This is a genomic window from Psychrobacter lutiphocae DSM 21542 (assembly GCF_000382145.1).
Taxonomy (GTDB): Bacteria; Pseudomonadota; Gammaproteobacteria; order Pseudomonadales; family Moraxellaceae; genus Psychrobacter; species Psychrobacter lutiphocae.
The window spans coordinates 1-22,114 of sequence record NZ_KB907632.1 but is presented as its reverse complement, the minus strand read 5'-3'; the positions used below and the strand labels follow the sequence as shown (position 1 = coordinate 22,114).

Genomic DNA, 22,114 nt, shown 5'->3' with positions numbered 1-22,114 from the left:
AATACCTTTTCTGAAAAATAACCTATCTTTGTCAAACTCGCTAAATCTACTACTTGTAGCATTTGCACTCGTTTTCCTCGATATCTTAATTTTCAGATTTGGTATAATTAAGTCGATAACAACCCTCTTGTTAATGGTTGAAGGCAATGAAAGCAGCAACAGCCGTAAGAAAGAGGGTTGAAGGTGTAGAAAAAAGACTTATCTGTATTAAAAAGCCGCTTTATTTTGGAATATACTGGCTCCAAGGCTCAGCACGAATCACTTCTGGTGTTTTGTTAATGACATCAAACTGACCGTCTGTACGAATCTGTCCAATCATCACAGGCTTCCATAAGTGATGGTTTTCTTCATCCATTTTTAAGGTATAGCCTGATGGTGCATCAAAGGTCTGACCACCCATACTTATGCGTACCTTATCTACATCTGTGGTACCTGCCTTTTCAACCGCTTGCTTCCACAAATTGATGCCCACATAAGTGGCTTCCATAGGATCATTAGTCACAACTTTATCGGCATTAGGTAGGTTGTGATCTACGGCATATTGCTGATATTTTTTGGTAAAGTCGTTGTTAATTGGGTTTTTGATCGACATGAAATAGTTCCATGCTGCCAAATGACCCTCTAACAAGCTGGTATCGATACCCCGTAGCTCCTCCTCACCGACCGAAAATGCCATAACAGGGATGTCAGAAGCTTTAATGCCTTGGTTAGCAAGCTCACGATAAAACGGCACGTTTGAGTCTCCATTAATAGTAGAGATGACCGCTGTCTTTTTACCTGCTGCAAAGTTTTTAACATTACCTACGATGGTTTGATAGTTACTAAAGCCAAATGGGGTATACTCTTCCATGATGTCTTCATCCGCCACGCCCTTCGACTTTAAGAAAGCACGTAAAATCTGATTGGTGGTGCGTGGATAAACATAATCCGTACCCAGTAATACAAAGCGCTCTGCACTACCGCCCTCAGGGCTCATTAGGTACTCAACCGCAGGAATAGCTTGTTGGTTGGGCGCAGCTCCTGTGTAAAAGATATTTTCAGACTGCTCTTGACCTTCATACTGAACAGGATAAAACATCAAGCCATTTAACTCTTCCACCACAGGCAGTACTGACTTACGAGAGACAGACGTCCAACCCCCAAAGATAACGTCAACTTCGTCTTGGGTTAATAGCTGACGTGCCTTTTCCGCAAATAATGGCCAATCTGACGCAGGATCAACCACGACAGGTTCAAGCTTTTTGCCCAATACACCGCCATTTGCATTAATCTCATCAATGGTCATCAAGGCGGTGTCTTTTAACGAGGTTTCAGAGATGGCCATAGTGCCTGACAGTGAGTGTAAAATACCGACCTTGATCGTATCGCCATCTGTTGCTGGCGTTGAGGTTGTTTCGGTTGAAGTTTCAGATGTTTCTGTTGCTGGTGTGGTTTCAGCAGGCTTTTGACAACCGATAAGACTTAGACTACCCACAACGGCAACGGCTAATAACGATAGGCGTGACTTGAATGAGGTGGGTGTATGTTGGATAGCTGTTAGTGCATCAGTAGATGTCATGTTCAGTGTGGCAACGGATGAAGATAACGACATAATTTTTCTCCTAAAAAAATAAAAAAAGTAGCAGGGTGGTAAATATAAACCTGTTGTGTTTGACTGATACTAATAGTTCAATATCCATGCCAAGTTGAAATACATTAAAATGTACCTAAACCGTTATTTTTTAGAGAATTACCTCTTGTTTTTGCACCATATTGGTGATGCAAGTATTAGAAACGGAGTATTTGCACCATAAGAGTAAGGAAGTGAGTGAGTACACTCAGTAAAAATAGTGATTAATAAAAATAGTCATTAATAAAAATAGTCATAAAAAATGACACACTTAAATAAGGAGTTGCTATGTGCATTGTCGCCATTGCTTGGCAGTTATTTGATGAGATGCCATTAGTATTACTGTCAAATCGAGATGAGTTTTTAGCACGCCCGACCACATCAGTACATCAGTGGTTAGATGCGCCTATTTATGCTGGACGTGATAATACAAGCGGTGGAACATGGCTCGGTATTCACCAAAAACAAGTCAATGGTTCGGAAGCACTATTAAGACAAAATGGACGATGGGCCACAGTATTAAATTTTAGAGATGGGATACAAGCGACTGAAAATCAGCGCTCACGTGGTGAGTTGGTCACCAACTTTTTAACTAGCGATGTATCGCCTTTGGTTTATGCCAAACAAATCGATTTACAGGCCTATGCAGGCTTCAACCTGATTGTTGGCGATGACAAACAAGCAGTCATTGTAAACAACCGAGGGTATCCACCGACCCCTCTATATAGTGGCCTGCATGTTATCTCTAATGGTCAGCCAGATGATGAATGGTTTAAGTGTGAAAAATTGCGTGGGCGAGTACGTCAAGAGATCCTACCGCTTATCGCTGAGAGTTTTGAGTTTTATAAGGGTGATATGAGCTACTGGCAACCAGCGGCTTGGGAGGTGCTGTCAGATAGTAGGCAAGCCCCAAAAGGTACAGCCTTGCCAGATACAGGTATGCCATCAGAGCTGGAACAATCCTTGTCATCCATCTGTATTGATACACCTAAGTTACCTAACTATGGTACTAGGACTCAAAGCATTTTGACGTTAAAACAGACGATCATTAATAAAGAGCAAAGTCCAAATCAATATAAAGATAATATGACAGACTTTAACAAGAAGCTTGAGTTAACTTTATTCAGTCGAGAATATAAGGCTGGTACGTATTAAAGCTGGCGTGTATTAAAGATAGAATAGCGCACAAAAAAAGCCCGTATCAATGGATACAGGCCTCTTTTGTTACATAGTAAAATCAAGTTAAACAAATAAAAGTAAAGGTTACACCTATTAAACTTGCAGTAAGTGATTCGTCTGCTCAGGTAAAACCAATTCTTTTTTTAGCGGTAACTCACGTGCCAGCTCTCGCAATGCACGGCGATATACCCCTCGTTTAAAGTGAACCACTTGACCTAACGGATACCAATAGCTGACCCACTTCCAATGGTCAAACTCTGGCTTAGCTGTATCAAAGCGGATATGTTCAGTATTCGGCTCATCTAGCTGGAGCAAAAACCACTTTTGCTTTTGTCCAATACACAAAGGATGCTGTCCATGGCGTATATAACGCTTGGGCAGGCGATATCTTAGCCAGTTATCAGTAGCAGCTAAAAGCTGAACGTGTCGAGGATATAAGCCTACCTCCTCCCACAGCTCTCGGTACATGGCATCGAGGGGAGTTTCTCCCTTATCAATACCCCCTTGAGGGAACTGCCAAGAATCATGACCAACTCGTTTTGCCCATAGTACTTGTCCTTGTGTATTTGCCAAGATGATACCGACATTGGCTCGAAAGCCGTCTGCATCAATCATGACGAAAACCTTAAAATTTAAAAATGTTGAAGTAGATCAATCTATTATTCTTTATTAGCTTGCATCTTTTATCATTTTAATAGGCAAGTAAACCTGCAACTGAATCTGCAATCAAAACAAAGAATTAACAGTTTGATTATCGTTGCTTCTATTAAACCAGTAAATCAAGTTAAATGGTAATGATATTTTGATATAAAATGTTTCACAGTTTAGCTGACCGCCCCTCTTGGTAAAATACGCTAACATATTGAACTTATTTGGCATATTTTTAGTGTTTTTGACTGTATGTTGTTGCCAACTAGGGCGTTAGTTTTGTCAGCAATGTCAGCTGTGTTTTAAGCTTTTGATACTAATTATATGGGGGCAAGCGTTGAGATTGGCAAGCAAGATGGAATCCATATAAATAGAAGACGTATAAATAGAAGGGATGTTAATAGACGCGGTGTAAATAGTACAAGCGGTATAAGCGGCTAGGTATTTGATTCTGATTGTGGTTTTTGCAAAATGATTGCCAGCTTTTAGTAAAGCATATACAATTGTTCACTATCAGTTATTTTTAACTGACCTTATTTTATTTATGACAAGGAAGTCAAGATGTCTACATCTCATCTTTATGTTCAATCGTTCTCATCAAAACCAGCTACATCAAAATCAGCCTCATCAAAAACTAAAACGTCGAGCGCTTTAAAAACCTTAACCAAAGCAATTTTAGCAGTCAGTTTGGTCACAGCCGGCAGCGCTTACGCCAGTAACTATAATAGCGATTACAGCAGTGTCACCTTTTTTGGTGACAGTCTGACCGATGGCGGTTATTTTAAGCCACTATCACCCCAAGAAGAGTCCGGCCAATTTACCACCAACCCAGACAATACGTGGGCCAGCTCATTGGCTCAGCAATTAGGCACGGCTGCTGTGCCCAATACTTTGGGTGGCGATAATTCAGGTAACAACTATGCCATAGGTGGCGCACGAGCTGGGATTGATGTTGATCGCTCAGGTATTCCTATCGCCTCAGCACGCAGCCAGTTAGACAGCTTTTTGGCGTCAAAATCGGTTGATCCCAACGGGCTATATGCAGTCTGGATTGGTGCCAATGACTTACTGTCCGTCGTTGAAAATCTAGGTGCAGCCAATAGTATTATTGAAGAGGCTGCTGCCGATCAAGTGGCTGTTATTCAAAAGTTACAAGCCAATGGCGCCAATTATATTTTGGTACCCAATATCCCAGATGTGGGACTGACACCAAGCGCTGTCGCCGCCGGCAGTTTTTTCCAAGACCTAAGCACTCAGTTTGCGACACAGTATAACGAGAGCATGTATTCAGCAGCTCAAAAAACCGGTGCCAATATTATTCCGTTAGACACCTTTAGTTTGTTGCAACAAGTGGCGGCCAATCCAGCGGCTTATGGTTATAGCAACTTAACAGAAAAGGCCTGTGGCGAGACCAGCTCGCTTGAATGTGGTCGTGATGATTTGGTAGAGGCGGGTGCGGAAAATAGCTACTTTTTTGCTGACAGTATTCATCCAACAGGGCGGGCACATCGCATGATTGCAGACTATGCCAATGCGGTAGTAACTGCGCCAAGCCAGGTTGGTTTGTTACCGCACATTGTCACTCAGTCAGGTTTAGCAACGACCCAGCGGTTACAAGCTCACCTCAATCAAGGTCAAAGTATCAAGCCAGCACGCCAGTCTTCAGGCCCATCAGTTTGGGCATCTGCTGATATAAGCTCATTGGATGTAGCAGGATTTGATAGCAGTGGCAATGTGCAGCTGCTACTGGGCTTAGACTATGATTATCCAGGCTCAGCAGACGCCATCAGCGGTATTTATGGTCACATCAGCCAAGCTAAGCTGGATAAGAGTATGCGTAGTGGTATCAATAAGATTGATTTTGATGAAATCGGTGTTGGTCTATACCACAGCAATAAATTGGGCAATGTGCAGCTTAATGGTGCAATTGGCTATGGCAAAATTGATATAGACATCAACCGTATTGTTGCGCTTGATACTATTCAGCAACAGTTCAAATCAGATGCTGATGGTAAGCGTTACTATGCTACACTTCAGGCTGGGTATCCATTGCCATTAAATGACTTTGCCCAGTTTAGCCAAATCAGTATGACACCATATTTGGCAGCGACAGCCAATCAAGTTAAGCTAGATGCGATCAAAGAAAAAGAAACGACTGGTATGGCCATGCAGTTTGATAAGCAAAAATACAGCACCACCTATGGCACAGTAGGAGTGAAGGCGAGCAGTCAATTAAATGATAAGACTCATGTATTTGGCGATGTACATTATCAAAAACAGCTCAATGACAATCACAGAGAAGTAACTGCCCGTTTAAATACGCAGCCAGATATGCCCTTTAGTACACCTAGGTTAGACTTAGATGATGATAGCTTTGGTGTTAGCCTTGGTATCTCACGTCAGTTTGGTGCTTTGACTGCCAATGCTGGGGTATCACATGCCACTGGTGATGACGATGACATGACCAGTGTATTTGTTGGGGTGAGTGGTAAGTTTTAAGCATCGAATAAGATGGCTTAGGCAAGACAAGTTGAATAAGATACATTAAGTACAATCTTGTGGCGAGTATTTATTATACAGCCAGCCAGCGCCTATATTATAGCCAGTGCCAATTGATACTGGCTTTTTATATTGAATTAATAGTTGAATTAATAGTTGAATTAATAGTTGAATTAATAGTTGAATTAATAGTTGAATTAATAGTTGAATCGAGTAGGTAGTGAGCGTCAGGGAGTTACCAAAGATTATTTGCATTGGCCGATGGTCATGCTAGGATTAGCAGCAGCTGATGTTAAACTACTGTAAAATAAAATAGTACAGGTCTCGTATCAGGAGTAAGTCCAAATGAGTAATGACGCCCCAAGAATAGCGCCAACAAGTATGCCACTTCAAGGCAGTGTGGTTTGGAAAGAAGACAAGCATTTTATTGGCACTGCACCGTCAGGCAAGGTGGTGGATATTGATGCCAATAAAGAGGCAGGTGCAAGTCCCATGGAGTTGGTGTTATTAGGACTTGGTGGCTGTGCCAGTTATGATGTGGTCAGTATTTTGGGCAAATGCCGTCAAGATGTGCTCGATGTGCGCTGTGCGCTATCGGCTGTGCGAGCAGATGCCGTGCCTGCGGTATATACCGATATTCATTTGCACTTTGTAGTCACAGGTAATGATGTGAAAGAAAAGCAGGTAGCCAAAGCAGTAGAACTATCTGCGGATAAATACTGCTCAGCTAGCAAAATGCTTGTTGATGGTGGAGTGCGAGTTACCCACAGCTATGAGGTGGTAGTGGGTTAGTTGTCTATGATAATATAATACCTTTTCTGAAAAACAACCTATCTTTGTCAAACTCGCTAAACCTACTATTTGTAGCGTTTACACTCGTTTTCCTCGATATCTTAATTTTCAGGTTTGGTATAACACTAACAATCACAATAAAGACGACAATTTAGAGACGTTGTAAAGAGAGATGAGATGAGTTGGTTTTTTGCATTAATCCCTGAGTCATCGGGTGTGGCCATTTGGTGTCTGATTATTGCCAGTGCTTTGCCCTTTATATTTGCAGCTTTTGCCAAAGTATTGGGTGGATTTCGTATGGCAGATAATGCCCATCCGCGTGAGAAGCTGTCCAATATGACAGGCGTAGCAGCTAGAGCCAATGCCGCTCAGCAAAATAGTTTTGAAAGTTTGCCGATATTTTTGGCCTCTGTGATTGTCGCCATGCTATTTTTTGTGCCTCAGATAGTGGTTAACTATTTGGCAGTGATGTATGTGGTATTGCGTATTGCTTATGGCATTGCTTATATCACTAACCTACCCACACTCCGCTCTATTATTTGGGGATTGTCTATGGTGTGCTGCTTTATGCTGTTTTATTTAAGCATGCGTATGGCGTTTTAGCTGTCAGTTTTGTTTTAATAAGTTTAATACCAATCTCAACTTAAAATGTAGGTCGTAGCTTATGTAAGGTTTGGCTCCCTTCCTTTTTAAAAGGAAGGGTTGGGGATGGATTTTAGGCCAAACATAACATAACTAAAATCCCCCTAAATCCCCCTTTGAGAAAGGGGGGCTCCCTACATTTTTCAGTATTTTGCAATAGATAAACGAAATATACTGTCCATAAATCAATTATTAATGTTGCTAGCTATTGATGTTGAGAATGGGGTTGTTTTAATAAGCTTAAGCGTGCAACTGGTCGATAATGGCCTGTTTGTCACGCATTTTTTTTATGATATGCCATAGCGAATTGGCTTCAGCATAACCTTTACTTAGCATTGCTAACCACTGTTTATAACGTCCTATCAGTCCCTTGTCGGTTTTGGCATCGCCATTTAAAAATGCAATTTGATGTGAAATAAGGGATTGCCATTCAACTAAAGCTTGTGGATTATCAACCTGCGCCACCAAGTCTGGACGAGTCACAGCACCACGCCCAAGCATCAGATGTGGAGTGTTGGCTTGCTCGATGCAGCGCTGCGCCTGTTGGTTATTCCAGATTTCACCATTGGCAATAATGGGTATCGGTAAGCGGGTAAAGTCAGCAATTTTTTCCCAATATGCAGGGGGTTTATAGCCTTGTGTCTTAGTACGGGCATGGATGGTCAGCCAGTTAGCGCCACTGTCACCGATAGCATGGCGAATATCATCAAGATTGCTAGTATCGGTGTAGCCTAGACGTATCTTGGCAGATACTGGAATATGGCTTGGTACTGCGTCTCGTACCGCAGATATGATGTCTCGCATCAAGCTAGGCTCATCGAGCAGTACACTACCGCCACGATGATTGTTCACCGTCTTAGCTGGGCAACCAAAATTTAAGTCTATGGCTGGAGCACCCAGCCCACATGCCGCCACTGCATTTTGTGCCATTAACTCAGGCTCACTACCTAGTAGCTGAATATGAATGGGTGTTCCACTGGCCGTTTTGCTGTTATGTTTAAGCTCAGGCACATAGCGATAAAAAACGTGTGCTGGCAGCACATGATGAGTGACACGGATAAACTCACTGACTGACCAATCATACGGACGGCCTAAGTCATGCGCAATCTCAGTCAATATTTGGCGCATTAACGGGTCAGTAAGCCCCTCCATAGGGGCAAGCAGACGCACAGGGTTGGCGAATAACTTCGCAGTTGCTTGCTGCTGAGCTGCTTGGTGCTGATAGGCGGTGGTTTGGCTCATAGAGTATGGATTGTCTTCTATTCTAATAAAAATTTACACTGTATCATTTCAATCTATTTGTAAGGATTAAGATCCATAAATCACTTTTTTACCCGTTTTTAACCCTGAGATTAAGTCTTTGATGTGATGAATATCCAAGTTATCTTTAGCGCGAGTACAGGCCACATATAGCAGGCGTAACTCTTCTGGAGTTATCTTTAGCCCATGTGGCGTAACGTCATAATAAAAATCATCGTCGAGTTGCACCTGATCCCACTCTAGCCCCTTGGCCTTATGTGCAGTAGAGATAACGTAGTCAGCATCTTTGACATCGGTTAAGCTGTTGACCGCTTTGCTCAGTACTTCTGTGCCATGATCATCAACCAGTTTAACCAAAGTTTTTAGGTCACTGCCCTCATTGGTTTCTGCATAATCTTGCACATCACTCCACTGATAAAAGTAAGCCAACTCAGGGACACCATAAGCTGATTTACCGGCCTTTAAGCTCTCTGCTGCTTTACAAAACTTCAGCATTCTATCGGCATCTGCTTGCAAGGCAACCTTATGCCCACTTTTTAATCCAGCCAACAGTTGAGTCATAGCTGCCGCATTGGTTCGACACAAGATGGCATCTTTTTTGCCTTGAGCGCTAATTTTGGTAGTAGATGATTTTTTCTTTGGGTTGCCCTTTAGTGGCACCTCTTCTTGTAGCTCTTTTAATAGCAAATTGGCCACATCAGCAATATCTTCACCAAAGCGAAACGACTGGGTGAGAAGCGTTTGTGGTAAAGGTAGTTTTTTCATGGCATTTACTGCACCACGCCATTCATAAATTTGCTGGTGTGCGTCCCCAACGTAGATGACTTGCCGTGGCTGCTGAGTCAAAATACCCATCATTAACGGATCCGCATCTTGCGCCTCATCAAACAAAATAAAATCCGCAGGGATGGTTGGTTTTGATAGTGCCCATAGTTTTAGATAAATATCATGACCGATGCCAGCAGGGTGGCGGGCATCTATCGATTGTAGCCAGCGCTTTTCGACAGCAGGATACAGCATATCACGTAGCTGTTCAGCGTCTGATTCGTTGACCCAGCTTGGAAACTGCAAATGGCGTGGGGCAGGGTAGCTGGCATGGGTGCTACAAAAGTAGCTGACTGCATCACTGACAAAGCGGGCTTGGCGGGCTGGCGTCAAGTTAACATAATTGGTTTTGCCTTCAATTTGACGGCGTACTTGTACCGTACGCAGTCCCAAATCATCGCCTAAGCGTTTGGGAGAAAAGCGTGGCAGTGACAGCTTAGCGGTAATGTCTCTGGGAACATGGCGATAAGCCAGTGAGTGAAAGGTACGGCAATCGACATGACCTGGGAATTTTTGTTTTGCCTCGGTGGCAATGCCTTTGTTAAAGGCCAAATACAAGCCACGACCACGTAAGCGCTCACTGATTAACTTAAGTGTGGTGGTTTTACCTGCACCAGCGTAAGCAACGATTTTGAAGGTTTTACCATCCATCGCCATGTTTAACGCTGCCAACTGCTCATCGGTCGGATCGCTCATGTAAGTGGGCATTGAATCGGATGAGTACTCAGTAACAGACATGGACAATTACCTATTAAAATATTGATTTAAGTTACAGATAGGATAGTAAGAAAATACCTAGATTTGGTCTTCTTCTTTATCAGTAAGCGCTGCTTTTTTTTCTTTAACTAATATGCGAGCCATTAACAAGCCAAACTCGAATAATAAGATCATTGGCAATGCTAACAAAAACATGGAGGGTACATCTGGTGGAGACATCACACCAGCTGCTGCAAAACAGCCTACGATCACATAGCGACGTTTTGAAGCTAAGGATGAAACAGACACTATACCAGTAACGACCAAAATCAGCACCACCACAGGTATTTCAAAGGTAATACCAAACAGCATTAATAGCTTAGTGACAAAGTTCAAGTAGCTTTCAATATCGGTCATTGGCACCACGCTTGAAGGCGAAAAGGTAATCAAGAAGCTTAATGCTCGTTTTAATACAATAAAGTAGGCAAACGCCACTCCAGTATAAAACAGCACAATAGAGGAAAGTAGTATCGGTACTGCAATCCGTTTTTCATGCTTGTACAGACCAGGGGCAATAAATGACCAGATTTGATATAGGATAAAGGGCATGGCTATAAATGCAGCAGTCAACAGCGTTAAGCGAATTGGTGCCATAAAGTTAGCCACAGGATCTATGGCAATCATGGTCGAGGCAGTCGGTAGTATCTCGACCAAAGGTGCAGAGATTAAGTCATATAGCTGACGTGAAAAACCGACCAAGGCCAAAAAGATAATCGCAATAACTGCCACAATCTTAATCAAATGAGCCCTTAATTCAACTAAGTGCTCAGTTAAGGGCATGTCTGCTAGATGATTGTCATCTTTATTTGCCATAGTATCACTTGCATCACTTTCTAAAGGATGGTTACTGTTTTGCGAGGGATGGTTGCTGTTTGTTGAGGTCGATTTCTGATGGTCTTTATCTAATACGCTCATGAATTGACCTCAGGACTAGAGGAAACCGATGTAAGGGATGATGGCGTTGTCGCGTTTATTGTCGTATGGTTGCTAGTTATTGCATTTAATAATGGATTGGCTTTGCGATTGGGCAAAAACGGCGCTGGTGGTAAGCGTTTTGCACGATCATAATCACCGAGCAAAAACCACATATTTTCCCAAGGACGGCACATTGGTAAGCGCCAGCCCTCATCCAAATGTTTATCAGAGCGCTCGTTTGTATGGGTATGGCTGTCAGCATTCGCTTGAGCTAGCTGAGTGTCTGGATCAGCCGCTTCTGATTCAATCTCTGACGCAGCCATCGTAGTTGGTGTAGCAATAGTGGTTGGAGCAGCAATAGTGGTTGAAGCAGCAATAGTAGTTGGCGTAGCACCAGCCACAGGATGCACCCAGTTGTCATGCTCTGGGCGTTTGGCTTTGGCAATAACCTTACGGTTACTTGTATCGATACGGCTCTGCGCTGCATTGCTGTCATTATCGACTGGCTGTTGAGCCGAGGCGTTGTGTTCGGTAAGCTCGGCACTTTCCTGCGCATCAGTTTTTTCATTCAGATAATTGATATTTTGCGTTGGGGCAGGCGTATCGAGCTTAGCAGCCGAGGTATCAGCCGTAGGACTGTCTGAGTGTAGGGTCTGCTTCAGTTGTGAGTTTTGTTGTTGTTCAAACTCTTGCATACTGTCGCGTAACTGATCCATTTCACGCTTCATTTTGGCTTCAGTTTGACGTATTTTGGCCAGTTCTTCTTGCATCAGTTGTCGAGTCTCAGCTAAGTCTAGCTCTGCTTCCATTTCTGCTTTGATAGTGCCGACAGTACGGCGAAATTTGGCGTAATAAGTACCCAAAGTGCGCACCGCTTGCGGCAGCTTTTCAGGGCCTAGCACAATCAGGGCGATGACCCCAAATACCAAGAGCTCATAAAAACTAAAGTCAAACATAACCGCTTTTTGTCCTATGACTGTCTAAATAGCAAGGCTGAATTAAGTAACGAGGTTCACGTTAACGGCTTAAGACTGATGCGAATCTTCTTTGACTTTCGCATCATCTATATTGCTGCTGTTCACGCTATTGCTCACATTGCTATCATGATCAATGACTTTGTGCTGCTTTTTGGCATGTGCTTCATCTTCATCTTTGACCGCATCTTTAAAGCCTTTCACTGCGCCGCCAAGGTCTTTGCCAGCATTTTTTAGCTTCGAGGTGCCAAAGATAAGTAGGGCAATACCTAGAATAATTAGTAACTGCATTGGAGATAAGCTCATTGTCTTGTCCTTTTAGTAAGTTGCAGAAAAATTTTTATAAATATAAAAAGTGAGAAATAGAAGTTGCTAGAGCGCATTGAGTATAGTTATGCGCTATGGTTACGGATACCTATTTACTGCTTACTGCTTATTGTGTTACTGCTTAGTGCGGCTATTTTTTTCTTCAATGCCTGATAAGCCAAAGCGTCTAGCAAGCTCTGTTAATATCTGCTCAGAGCCAATATTAAACCAGGCCAAGGTGACTAAGGTATGAAACCAGACATCTGTGATCTCATAGATTAAGTTGTTTTTTAGTACGTGTTTATGGGTCAGTTGTTGCTCATTCGTAAGGAATTGCTTATCAGTTAGGTGTTGCTCGTCAATAGAGTTGTTATTAAGGTGGTCATATTCAGCGCTGGCCTCATAATATGCCAAGTCTTTGGCTGCAATAATAGTTTCAACCGCCTCTTCACCTACTTTTTCTAAAATTTTGTTGATGCCTTTAGCGTATAAGCTTGCTACGTAAGAGCTATCAGCATCAGCTTGTTTGCGCTCAAGTAATACTTGATCCAGTTGTTTTAGAATGATGCTGGCTTCTACTTCTACGGTACCATTTAGGCCTAGGGTGCTGCTTGCTTCAGTAGCATTGTTTGTGTCAGACGCTGGTTGGTTGGCATTTTCTGCGGTTATTATATCACTACCACGCTTACCATAAATAGCGTCTGGGTCTTTGACTACTGGTAACACATTTTTCCAACTTGGGTTGGATGAGTTTGATAAATCTAATTGGCGATAAAAGCAAGACTTACGCCCAGTATGACAGGCAATATTACCAATTTGGGTGACTTCTAGCACGATAACATCGGCATCGCAGTCTAAATACAATTGATGCACAATTTGGGTATGACCTGAGCTTTCGCCTTTGTGCCATAGTTTGTTACGAGAGCGTGAAAAATAGACTGCGGTTTTGGTCTGTGCTGTTAGTAGCAGTGATTCTCGGTTCATCCATGCCATCATCAAGATATCACCAGTGGCTTTATCTTGAGCAATGGCAGGAATAAGACCATCTGCATTGAACTGAACCTCATCTAACCATGACTCTCCATGCGTAGGGGTGTCATGGCTCTGTTCTGGCTGATTTGACGCAGTCGTTAAGTGTGTCGATTTTGTTGATTTAGTTGGATCTAGATGGGACATGAGATCATACTCTATATTTAATCATAACGTCGGTTTAGTCACAGTGTCTATTGAGTCACAGCGTCTACTTAATCATAACGTAGCAACTTAACACTGCAAATAGGAAACAGCTCTAGTATATAGGTTTATCCCTCAATCATCATTATTGCAAACTGGCATTTGAGATGAAATAACAAAAATAAACCTATTTTAGTTGAATTAAACGAAGGTCTGGTCAAATTTCGCACAAATAAGGTTGGTTAATCGAGGCAGTTCTGCTAGAATACGCACTTCCCACCTCAAGGCAGGGTTATTTGCGTCTTTTACTATGACTGGTTGAGGCAGCGATTTTAAAAATTGCGTGCCAAATTAAATTGGTTAACAATACAGTAAAGATGATGAATAATTCACTGACGAACAGGTTTTCCCTTGGCTGTTAAGCAAGGTGTTGTTTTTATTATTAATTAAATATTTATTTATTTAATAGTAATGATATCACTAGAAGCTAACAACAAAGAATAAGAGGTTCTTATGAAAGTTAAAATGAAAACAAAACGTGGTGCTGCTAAGCGTTTCAAAAAAACTGCTAACGGCTTTAAGCGCAAGCAAGCGTTCAAACGTCACATTCTGACCAAAAAGTCTCCTAAACGTATTCGCCAATTACGTGGTACGAAAATGGTACATGTTGCTGATGTAGCTGCGGTTCGCCGTATGTGCCCTTATTTATAAACCCACTTAATTCTTATTGTTCTTATATTACTTTACTTAATTAAAATGATTTAATTAAACGTATAAGTACAGGCAAATCAATTTATTAGGAGTATCTTATGGCCCGTGTAAAACGTGGTGTTCAAGCCAATCGTCGTCACAAAAAAATCTTAAAACGCGCTAAAGGTTATTACGGCGCTCGTTCACGTGTTTATCGTGTAGCGGTTCAAGCAGTTACTAAAGCTGGCCAATACGCATACCGTGACCGTCGCAACAAAAAACGTACTTTCCGTCGTCTTTGGATCGCTCGTATTAACGCTGGTGCACGTTTAAATGGTTTAAGTTATAGCCGTTTCATCAACGGTCTGAAAAAAGCAAACATCGAAATTGATCGTCGTGTCCTAGCGGATATCGCTATGCATGATGCTGCTGCATTCACCGCTTTGACTGAAAAAGCAAAAGCTGCTTTGGCTTAATTAGCATTAATTAAACGCTAAGCAGCTCGTACAAAAAAGAAGCCATCGCATATCGATGGCTTTTTTTGTTTAATTTGCTTACAATTTTATTATTCGTGTTATTTTTAATTTCCGCAATTGAAGGCGCCTTGTTTGCGATAGGCGGCCCATCCAACAACTATCTGAGAATGCTTACATGACTCAACCTGACAGCACATCAAATACTCAACATGATCATAACTCTGAATCAAAGCCTAGCATTAATGAATTGATTGCCAGCTTACCGATCTTATCGGAAGTATTGAGCGAGTTGACGCAAGAGCAACTGCAAGGCTATACGCAAGCTGCCCAGCAGGCCATTACTAAGATAGTAACCAGCGCTGACTTGCAGCAAATGCGAGTCAACTTAACGGGTAAAAAAAGTGCGCTAACCCAATGGTCAAAGCAAATGGGTAAGCTTGATGCCGATGACAAAAAAACCAAAGGTGGTTGGTTACATCAAGTGCGTACGCAGATTAATGAAGGTCTTAATGCACAACAACAAGCGCTTGAAACCGCAGCACTTAATGCCAAGTTGGCTGCTGAGCGTATAGATATCACTTTGCCAGCACGTGGTCAACAAAAAGGGCAGCTGCACCCTGTCACTATGGCAGCGCAGCGTATGCAGCAGTTCTTTATGCAAGCTGGCTTTAACGTGGCGACGGGCCCAGAGGTTGAAAGTGATTATTATAACTTTGAAGCACTAAATATCCCGTCACATCACCCAGCGCGTGCGATGCATGATACTTTTTATTTTGATGCGCATTATTTGTTGCGTACCCACACCAGTCCAGTACAGATTCGTACGATGGAGGCAGGTGAGCCACCAATCCGTATTATCTGTCCTGGCCGTGTGTATCGCTGTGATTCGGATCAAACTCACTCGCCAATGTTCCATCAGCTAGAAGGCTTAATGGTGACAGAACATACCACCTTTGCTGAGTTAAAAGGACTAATTAATGAGTTTTTAGAGGCCTTTTTTGGTCGTCAGCTGACGGTGCGTTTCCGTCCGTCTTTCTTCCCATTCACTGAGCCGTCAGCTGAGGTTGATATTTTAGCGGATAATGGTAAGTGGCTTGAGGTGATGGGTTGCGGTATGGTGCACCCAAAAGTATTAAGTAATTGCGGTATAGATCCTGAAAAATATACTGGCTTTGCCTTTGGAATGGGGATTGAGCGCTTTGCCATGCTGTATTATGGCATTGATGATTTGCGTTTGTTCTTCCAAAACGATGTGCGTTTTTTGCGCCAGTTTGGTTGATTCCGTAGGCTCATATAATTGCTTAGTCGATACGACAAAACATGACAAAATACAATAAATTGACATCCTTTTGAGAACTTTATGAAAATTAGTGAACAGTGGTTACGTGAGTGGGCAAATCCCAACAACAATACACAGCAGCTGGCCGATCAGCTAACGATGGTCGGACTAGAAATCGATGATATCGAAACCGTTGCAGCCGACTTTAGTGGTGTGGTTATCGGTGAGGTTATTTCAGTTGAGCCGCATCCTGATGCTGATAAGCTGCGTGTGACCCAAGTGAACATTGATGCCGATGCACCGTTACAGATTGTGTGTGGTGCACCTAATGTACGTGTGGGTATGCGTGCACCAGTGGCGACTATTGGTGCTAAGTTGCCTACCGATGATGGCAAAGGCTTTAAAATTAAAAAAAGTAAGCTGCGTGGTGTTGAGTCACAGGGTATGCTGTGCGGTGCTTCAGAAATTGACTTGCCAGATGTGGTAGACGGCTTGCTTGAACTTCCTGATGATGCGCCTGTCGGTACAGACATCCGTAAATACTTAGGTTTGGACAATAAGATTTTAGACATCTCAATTACGCCAAACCGTGGTGACTGCTTTAGCGTGCGTGGTATCGCCCGTGAAATTGCGGTGATTAATGGTATAAGCTGTACCCCGCCAGATATCCAACAGCAAGCGCCAAATATTGAAACCCGTCAAGCAGTACAGGTTACCGCGACGGAAGCTTGTCCACGTTATTTGGCTCAGCCAGTGCTTAATATTGACCGTCAAGTTGAGACCCCAGACTGGATGCAAAAAACGTTACTGCAAAGTGGTCAGCGCCTACACAACTTCTTGGTCGATGTGACCAACTATGTGTTACTAGAGCTAGGTCAGCCCTTGCATGCCTTTGATGCGGATAAAATTGTTGGTGATATTCAGGTTCGTTTGGCGACAGCTGGCGAAAGCGTAGAACTGCTAAATGAGCAGACAGTAACCTTAACCGGTGATGAGCTGGTCATTGCAGATGATGAAGGTATCTTGGCGTTGGCTGGGATTATGGGCGGTATGCGCAGCAGTGTGACAGATGTCACCACCAATATCGTGTTAGAAAGTGCCTTTTTTGATCCCTTAGCGATTGCGGGTCGTGCTCGCCGTTTTGGCTTGCATACGGATGCGTCACAGCGATTTGAACGTGGTGTAGATTTTGAGTTGCCGATAACGGCACTAAATCGTGCTGTCAGTTTAATCAGTGATATTGCGCACGCACAAGTGGGGCAGATTACTGTTGCTGAGAATCCTAAGCAGCTTCCAAAGCGTGAGGCGGTGATATTGCCAGCTAATAAGGTATCTGAGGTTATTGGACTGCATATAGATACCCAGCGTATTATCGATATTCTAACTCAGCTTGAAATTGAGGTCACTCAAACTGAGCAGCAAGGTCAAGTAATTCTTAGCTGTGTGCCACCTAGTCATCGATTTGATATTGAAATCAAAGAAGACTTGATTGAAGAAGTCGCCCGAATTTATGGCTATGATAATATTCCAAGTATTTTGCCTAAGCTTGGTGTGGATATGCGCTATGATGATAGCTATGATTTGACTCATCGCCTGAAGTTAACTATGGTGGATGCTGGCTATATGGAAGCCATCAGTTTTAGCTTCAGTGATGACAAGGTCGAACAAATCCTTGATGATCCAAAGCTGGGTAATCTACTGCCATTAGCCAATCCTATTTCAGCTGACTTAGCAGTCATGCGCCGTACGCTACTATCAAGCTTAATTCCCTGCGTTCAATACAACTTAAATCGTCAGCAGCCAAGAGTGCGTTTCTTTGAGACTGGATTAAGCTTCGTGGGAGCGACAGTTGCTGAGCTAGTACAGACTCCAAGTCTGGCGATTATAGCAACGGGTAATGTATATCCAGAGCAAGCGCATGGTAGCCGCGCGATGGACTTTTTTGACCTAAAGCATGATGTAGAGCAACTACTTCCTGTCGCTGTTGACGATGCACGACTCAGCTACGAGCGCTGTGATTTAAGCTTTTTGCATCCAGGTCAAAGTGCAACCTTATTAATCGATGGTGAGGCTGTCGGATGGTTGGGTCAATTGCATCCTAGTGTCGCTCAAAAACTTGACTTACCCACTACTTGGGTTGCACAATTAAGTCTGACTCCTGTATTACAGCAGGCTCGTGAGACGCAAGCGATTGTTCGCTTATCTAAGTTTCCGCAAGTGCGCCGTGATATTGCGCTTTTGGTCAATGCTGATATTCCTCGTCAAGCACTGTCTGCCACCATACGTAAGGCAGGTGGAGCGTTGCTTCAGCAGCATTGGTTGTTTGATGTCTATCAAGGTGAGCATACACCAGAAGGTATGCGTTCGGTTGCTTTTGCTCTAATTTGGCAAGATCCAGTACAAACGTTATCAGATGAGATGGTAAATACGGTAATGGATAAGGTAGTTCAAGCCTTGCAAAGCGAGCATGGGGCTCAGTTAAGGGATAGCTAAGTCATCTATAAGGTAGGTTTCTGCTACAAAAAAGCTAAAGCAGAGTAAAGCTAGGGGCTTGTATAGAATTGATATTTAGCATTAGCTCAAAGAGGCAGGACTATTTTTGCTAAGATCTTGTAAAGTCTATGCACTTAGAGCGCCTAAGTGTTACATATATTATTGCGTATTGCACAATAACAGTCTCTATTAGTGATATTTGTCAATTCTATCCAGTCCTGAATAAAAATAATGGATATTATGCTGTTAATTACGCATAATATAGAATAACAGACCTGAATATAAAGTATAATTGTAAGAGAAAGCTTTAGGGTGTGTGTATGATGCGCCCTAAAAAGCCCAATAGCTATCATAAGAATAGCGCTCACCCTCCCTGGTTTTTTAAGGATGACCAAAGGATTTTAGATGATAAGGAAGCCGTAATGACATTATTAAAATCAGATACCTTGACGAAGGCGGACATTATCGACCATTTGGTTGATAAGTTTGGCTTTACTCGCCAGCAAGGTCGATTATTGGTAGATTCATTTTTTGATGAAATCTATGCCCACCTAGTAGAAGGTAGAGAGGTGAAACTTTCTGGGTTTGGCAATTTTTTATTAAAAGATAAAAAAAGCCGTCCAGGGCGTAATCCAAAGACTGGTGAAGAAGTAGAGATCAGTGCACGCCGAGTTGTTACTTTTAGGGCAGGCCAAAAGCTTCGTCGTCAAGTAGATGAGAGGCAAGTGGTATAGTTTGTAACTTAACTGACTAAGGGCTTTAATTGACGACTAAGCTCTTAATTAACTAAGCTCTTAATTAACTAAGCTCTTAATTAACTAAGCCATTAGTTAATGACTAGATCATTAGCTAAACTATAACTATACTCCTGATTAACATATGTACCAATTTTAACTAAGCGTCTATTTATAAGTTTTATAAATTATAGTGTCTATTTGTTTGCAAAGTCTAAGTTTTTAGCAAGTTTGGGTTTTTAGCTAAGTCTAAGTGTTGCTTAGCTAAGACCAAGGTTCATTGACTTCCTCCCCTCGCTAAACTGAGGAGATTCCTACATCTAGACGGTCAAGCCCGACCGCAAGGATGTTTTTCGCAGCATTGATATCTCTATCATGCCATGTGCCACACTTAGCACACCTCCATTCTCTTATTCCAAGAGATGCTCTACCTTTCGGACTACTATCGCTTATTTTGCGCCAGTGTGAGCTAGTCTGGGTAGTGTAACTCTCATTTACTATCTCAAACTGACAACCTGCATACTTGCATTTATATTCCAGTTGTCGCTTAAATTCAAACCATCCTGCATCGTATGTTGATTTAGCCAGTTTGGTCATCGAATTTGTAAATGAGCGTGATTTAACATCACCAACCACTATCAAGGCATTATCTTTGACTAATTGGGTGGTGAATTTGTGTATCCGCCTATTTTTGAGTTTGTTTGGTTGTCAGCTTATCACCATTTGAGGTAGTGGCTGACTCTGTTAAGCCTAAATCAACACCGAGACTCCCTTTACCGCTAGCTTGTTTAGGAAAGTCTTTAACAGTGATACAGGCATACCAACGGTTACGACTGTCTTGTACTATCTCAAGCTTGGTTAATAGTTTGAAAGGCGTTTCTAGTCGGCTTATTCGCAAAAAGCAATATCCATCTATCTCTAAACAGTTATGGGGTAGTGCGTTGTGGTCACCCAGTTACTTTGCAGGTAGCTGTGGCGGTGCTCCAATTGAGATTATCCACCAGTATATCGAACAGCAAAATACGCCACACCAAACAGCTTTTTTTGCGTAAGCATGGCTACACAGTTGCCTTATCCATCCCTTGAAGTCGGTGGATAAGACAACGTTGGATAAAGTGTAAGAGTTGATTAACAGATGTATTAACAGACGTATCAACATCAACAAAAAAAGAGAGCCAATTGGCTCTCTTTTTTTGCAGTTGCAAAGTAGATGTAAGATACACAAGCTACTTAGCGACTTTTATGACTTGTATGGTTTAGTTAGGACTGAGTTTAATTAACTGCATCCACTAAACCTAATGCTAAATCACGAGTTTACGAGATTGCTTTCTAAATTACTGCTTTTTAAATTACTGTGCAGTAACTTCGTCAGCAGCAGCTTCGGCAGCATCACCAGCAGCTTCTGCGGCGTCAGTAGCAGCATCAGCAGCGGCATTGGCAGCATCAGCGGCTGTGTCAGCAGCTTCAGCAACAGCGTCAGTAGCAGCATCGCCAGCAGCAGCAGCGGCATCACCAGCAGCTTCCATAGCGTCGCCAGCAGCGGCTTCAGCATCGCTAGCAGCAGCTTCAGCATCGATAGAAGCTTCTTCAGCGGCTACTTCTTCAGTAGTTACTGCTTCTTCAACAACTGGTTGCTCAGCAGGTGCTTCTTCTTGTTTGTTACCACATGCAGTTAGACCAAGAGTAGCGGCCATTAGACCTGAAAGTGCGATTAGCTTAAGATTCATAATTTTCTCCAAATAGTGAAATATAACTGACACAACATCATATAAAAAGTTACTCAGAAAAAAGAAAGTATTTACTGTCAACTAACTTTTTATAATCAAATCTTGAAGAGTCAGAATTCGTTAGCGATTATACATCACTTATATTACAAGTTAAAGTAAATCTCATTAAACATTATATTTAGATACAATTTTTAACGAAATATTGCCTGTTTGTTTTTTATATAGCTAATAATATACTTTATTTCTATGTTTGGTAAGTATTTAATAAGCTAAACATTTAGATTGCAGGTATTACAGTATAACTATCAATAAGGTACATATGATTAGAATACATCATATAGGCTTGACAGTAATCATTCGGGTTACCACCAAAGATCTAGCTGTTTGTCTTTAGCATAAGTACCTAAAGTAACATAAACACCTAAAGTATAAGTACCTGTTTTTATTGATAATAAATCAATATAAGTCGCTTACCTTAAATTGCTTTAAGCTCAAAATAGAGCCTTAAGCTTAAAATAGAAAAGTTAAGTGATAGAAGAAGTAAGTTAAGGGAAATATATAAAGCACTAACAATTCAACTTATATAACGTAAACTAACCCTATACCATTAAATATAATAATGGCTTGCACCAAAAAAGTCAGTAACGATTTTGACAACAAGATGACAAAGTGCCATTAAATATGTAACGAAATATGTCAATATTATTTTTTACTCAAATTTATCCAAGGTTGCCGTAAAACCACCGACTTTAAGCGGCAGATATAAGGCAGCACAGACTATCGCATAATTATAGTCACAGCCACATAAAAGAGTTACAGTGTTAACCTCGTTTAGCCTACTTCAGTAGTACTTGCACTCGGTTGCCTGGTAACTCATTTATTCGACTACAACTATACTTGCAGCCAAACAGTAAATTTGACACACCAACCCTATGAAAACACTCAAGCTACGCATCAAAGACAAACACGCAAACCAGCTAAACAAAATAGCTGGGAGTGTCAACTATGCGTGGAACTATGTCAATGACCTAAGTTACAAACACCTAAGGCGAACAGGCAAGTTGTTTTTAGCCTATGACCTATCAGCCTATGACCTAAACGAATACACCAAAGGTAGCGGTGAATTACTTGGCTTAC

18 protein-coding genes and 3 pseudogenes are annotated in these 22,114 nt (G+C 42.1%); 11 read left to right on the top strand and 10 right to left on the bottom strand.

The window, feature by feature from the left end; all coding sequences use genetic code 11:
- Window positions 1-220: 220 nt before the first annotated feature.
- A complete protein-coding gene (gene urtA / locus H140_RS0105665; protein WP_051086869.1) occupies window positions 221-1,558 on the bottom strand; it encodes an urea ABC transporter substrate-binding protein in 1,338 nt (445 codons plus the stop codon).
- A gap of 339 nt (window positions 1,559-1,897) precedes the next feature.
- Between urtA and H140_RS0105660 the strand changes: the two genes are divergently transcribed.
- On the top strand, window positions 1,898-2,764 hold the full coding sequence (locus H140_RS0105660) for an NRDE family protein (protein WP_019672692.1): 867 nt from the start codon (window positions 1,898-1,900) through the stop codon (window positions 2,762-2,764).
- 117 nt (window positions 2,765-2,881) lie between these two features.
- Here the strand turns inward: H140_RS0105660 and H140_RS0105655 are convergent, their stop codons facing one another.
- Entirely contained in the window at window positions 2,882-3,403 is a 522-nt protein-coding gene (locus H140_RS0105655; protein ID WP_019672691.1) for an RNA pyrophosphohydrolase, read from the bottom strand.
- Between the two features lie 594 nt (window positions 3,404-3,997).
- Here H140_RS0105655 and H140_RS0105650 point away from each other — a divergent pair.
- The 3 genes from H140_RS0105650 (at window position 3,998) to H140_RS0105635 (ending at window position 7,330) form a co-directional block, all read left to right on the top strand.
- Window positions 3,998-5,935 carry an autotransporter domain-containing protein gene (locus tag H140_RS0105650; protein ID WP_019672690.1) on the top strand — a complete coding sequence of 646 codons (1,938 nt, stop codon included), beginning with the start codon at window positions 3,998-4,000 and terminating at the stop codon, window positions 5,933-5,935.
- A gap of 381 nt (window positions 5,936-6,316) precedes the next feature.
- Window positions 6,317-6,727, top strand: coding sequence for an OsmC family protein (locus tag H140_RS0105640; protein ID WP_033426870.1), 411 nt, complete (start codon window positions 6,317-6,319; stop codon window positions 6,725-6,727).
- A 177-nt stretch (window positions 6,728-6,904) separates the two neighbouring features.
- Window positions 6,905-7,330, top strand: a complete 426-nt coding sequence (locus H140_RS0105635) for an MAPEG family protein (protein WP_019672687.1) — start codon at window positions 6,905-6,907, stop codon at window positions 7,328-7,330.
- Between the two features lie 279 nt (window positions 7,331-7,609).
- Here H140_RS0105635 and H140_RS0105630 read toward each other — a convergent pair whose 3' ends face one another.
- From H140_RS0105630 to hisI, 6 genes are all read right to left on the bottom strand, one after another.
- Window positions 7,610-8,611 (bottom strand): tRNA dihydrouridine synthase, encoded by a 1,002-nt coding sequence (locus H140_RS0105630; protein WP_019672686.1) that lies wholly within the window; start codon window positions 8,609-8,611, stop codon window positions 7,610-7,612.
- Between the two features lie 66 nt (window positions 8,612-8,677).
- Window positions 8,678-10,192: a UvrD-helicase domain-containing protein gene (locus tag H140_RS0105625; protein WP_019672685.1), complete on the bottom strand. Its 1,515-nt coding sequence runs from the start codon at window positions 10,190-10,192 to the stop codon at window positions 8,678-8,680.
- Between the two features lie 57 nt (window positions 10,193-10,249).
- Complete coding sequence (tatC, locus tag H140_RS0105620) at window positions 10,250-11,023, bottom strand: twin-arginine translocase subunit TatC (protein WP_227672927.1); 774 nt, start codon at window positions 11,021-11,023, stop codon at window positions 10,250-10,252.
- A 98-nt stretch (window positions 11,024-11,121) separates the two neighbouring features.
- Entirely contained in the window at window positions 11,122-12,081 is a 960-nt protein-coding gene (tatB, locus tag H140_RS15465; RefSeq protein WP_019672683.1) for a Sec-independent protein translocase protein TatB, read from the bottom strand.
- A gap of 69 nt (window positions 12,082-12,150) precedes the next feature.
- Window positions 12,151-12,405, bottom strand: coding sequence for a twin-arginine translocase TatA/TatE family subunit (gene tatA / locus H140_RS0105610; RefSeq protein WP_019672682.1), 255 nt, complete (start codon window positions 12,403-12,405; stop codon window positions 12,151-12,153).
- A 135-nt stretch (window positions 12,406-12,540) separates the two neighbouring features.
- A complete protein-coding gene (hisI, locus tag H140_RS0105605; RefSeq protein ID WP_019672681.1) occupies window positions 12,541-13,581 on the bottom strand; it encodes a phosphoribosyl-AMP cyclohydrolase in 1,041 nt (346 codons plus the stop codon).
- Between the two features lie 510 nt (window positions 13,582-14,091).
- Between hisI and rpmI the strand changes: the two genes are divergently transcribed.
- From rpmI to H140_RS0105580, 5 genes are all read left to right on the top strand, one after another.
- Entirely contained in the window at window positions 14,092-14,289 is a 198-nt protein-coding gene (rpmI, locus tag H140_RS0105600; protein ID WP_019672680.1) for a 50S ribosomal protein L35, read from the top strand.
- Between the two features lie 98 nt (window positions 14,290-14,387).
- Complete coding sequence (rplT, locus tag H140_RS0105595) at window positions 14,388-14,744, top strand: 50S ribosomal protein L20 (protein ID WP_007394884.1); 357 nt, start codon at window positions 14,388-14,390, stop codon at window positions 14,742-14,744.
- A 175-nt stretch (window positions 14,745-14,919) separates the two neighbouring features.
- Window positions 14,920-16,023 carry a phenylalanine--tRNA ligase subunit alpha gene (gene pheS / locus H140_RS0105590; RefSeq protein ID WP_019672679.1) on the top strand — a complete coding sequence of 368 codons (1,104 nt, stop codon included), beginning with the start codon at window positions 14,920-14,922 and terminating at the stop codon, window positions 16,021-16,023.
- Window positions 16,024-16,104: 81 nt separating this feature from the next.
- Window positions 16,105-18,516 (top strand): phenylalanine--tRNA ligase subunit beta, encoded by a 2,412-nt coding sequence (gene pheT / locus H140_RS0105585; RefSeq protein WP_019672678.1) that lies wholly within the window; start codon window positions 16,105-16,107, stop codon window positions 18,514-18,516.
- A gap of 422 nt (window positions 18,517-18,938) precedes the next feature.
- The gene (locus tag H140_RS0105580; protein WP_026348864.1) at window positions 18,939-19,250 is read left to right on the top strand and encodes an integration host factor subunit alpha; all 312 of its coding nucleotides are present in this window, start codon (window positions 18,939-18,941) and stop codon (window positions 19,248-19,250) included.
- Between the two features lie 297 nt (window positions 19,251-19,547).
- On the opposite strand, the pseudogene H140_RS16425 reads toward H140_RS0105580, so the two are convergent.
- Window positions 19,548-20,112, bottom strand: a pseudogene (locus H140_RS16425) (RNA-guided endonuclease InsQ/TnpB family protein); the annotation flags it as partial.
- Between H140_RS16425 and tnpA the strand changes: the two are divergent.
- A pseudogene (gene tnpA, locus H140_RS15455) lies at window positions 20,096-20,302 on the top strand (IS200/IS605 family transposase); the annotation flags it as partial. The pseudogenes H140_RS16425 and tnpA overlap by 17 nt on opposite strands.
- Before the next feature lie 297 nt (window positions 20,303-20,599).
- Here tnpA and H140_RS0105565 read toward each other — a convergent pair.
- Window positions 20,600-20,977, bottom strand: coding sequence for a hypothetical protein (locus tag H140_RS0105565; RefSeq protein ID WP_019672675.1), 378 nt, complete (start codon window positions 20,975-20,977; stop codon window positions 20,600-20,602).
- 932 nt (window positions 20,978-21,909) lie between these two features.
- On the opposite strand from H140_RS0105565, the pseudogene H140_RS14030 reads away from it, so the two are divergent.
- A pseudogene (locus H140_RS14030) lies at window positions 21,910-22,114 on the top strand (RNA-guided endonuclease InsQ/TnpB family protein); the annotation flags it as partial.

What these genes read in the sequence shown, in the direction of transcription:
- H140_RS0105580 (WP_026348864.1), top strand. Translation starts at nt 18,939, where the DNA reads ATGACATTATTAAAATCAGATACCTTGACGAAGGCGGACATTATCGAC.
- tatB (WP_019672683.1), bottom strand. Translation starts at nt 12,081, where the DNA reads ATGTTTGACTTTAGTTTTTATGAGCTCTTGGTATTTGGGGTCATCGCC.
- rpmI (WP_019672680.1), top strand. Translation starts at nt 14,092, where the DNA reads ATGAAAGTTAAAATGAAAACAAAACGTGGTGCTGCTAAGCGTTTCAAA.
- hisI (WP_019672681.1), bottom strand. Translation starts at nt 13,581, where the DNA reads ATGTCCCATCTAGATCCAACTAAATCAACAAAATCGACACACTTAACG.
- H140_RS0105655 (WP_019672691.1), bottom strand. Translation starts at nt 3,403, where the DNA reads ATGATTGATGCAGACGGCTTTCGAGCCAATGTCGGTATCATCTTGGCA.
- tatC (WP_227672927.1), bottom strand. Translation starts at nt 11,023, where the DNA reads ATGGCAAATAAAGATGACAATCATCTAGCAGACATGCCCTTAACTGAG.
- H140_RS0105635 (WP_019672687.1), top strand. Translation starts at nt 6,905, where the DNA reads ATGAGTTGGTTTTTTGCATTAATCCCTGAGTCATCGGGTGTGGCCATT.
- H140_RS0105630 (WP_019672686.1), bottom strand. Translation starts at nt 8,611, where the DNA reads ATGAGCCAAACCACCGCCTATCAGCACCAAGCAGCTCAGCAGCAAGCA.
- pheT (WP_019672678.1), top strand. Translation starts at nt 16,105, where the DNA reads ATGAAAATTAGTGAACAGTGGTTACGTGAGTGGGCAAATCCCAACAAC.
- pheS (WP_019672679.1), top strand. Translation starts at nt 14,920, where the DNA reads ATGACTCAACCTGACAGCACATCAAATACTCAACATGATCATAACTCT.
- H140_RS0105625 (WP_019672685.1), bottom strand. Translation starts at nt 10,192, where the DNA reads ATGTCTGTTACTGAGTACTCATCCGATTCAATGCCCACTTACATGAGC.
- urtA (WP_051086869.1), bottom strand. Translation starts at nt 1,558, where the DNA reads ATGACATCTACTGATGCACTAACAGCTATCCAACATACACCCACCTCA.
- H140_RS0105660 (WP_019672692.1), top strand. Translation starts at nt 1,898, where the DNA reads ATGTGCATTGTCGCCATTGCTTGGCAGTTATTTGATGAGATGCCATTA.
- H140_RS0105565 (WP_019672675.1), bottom strand. Translation starts at nt 20,977, where the DNA reads ATGAATCTTAAGCTAATCGCACTTTCAGGTCTAATGGCCGCTACTCTT.
- H140_RS0105650 (WP_019672690.1), top strand. Translation starts at nt 3,998, where the DNA reads ATGTCTACATCTCATCTTTATGTTCAATCGTTCTCATCAAAACCAGCT.
- H140_RS0105640 (WP_033426870.1), top strand. Translation starts at nt 6,317, where the DNA reads ATGCCACTTCAAGGCAGTGTGGTTTGGAAAGAAGACAAGCATTTTATT.
- tatA (WP_019672682.1), bottom strand. Translation starts at nt 12,405, where the DNA reads ATGAGCTTATCTCCAATGCAGTTACTAATTATTCTAGGTATTGCCCTA.
- rplT (WP_007394884.1), top strand. Translation starts at nt 14,388, where the DNA reads ATGGCCCGTGTAAAACGTGGTGTTCAAGCCAATCGTCGTCACAAAAAA.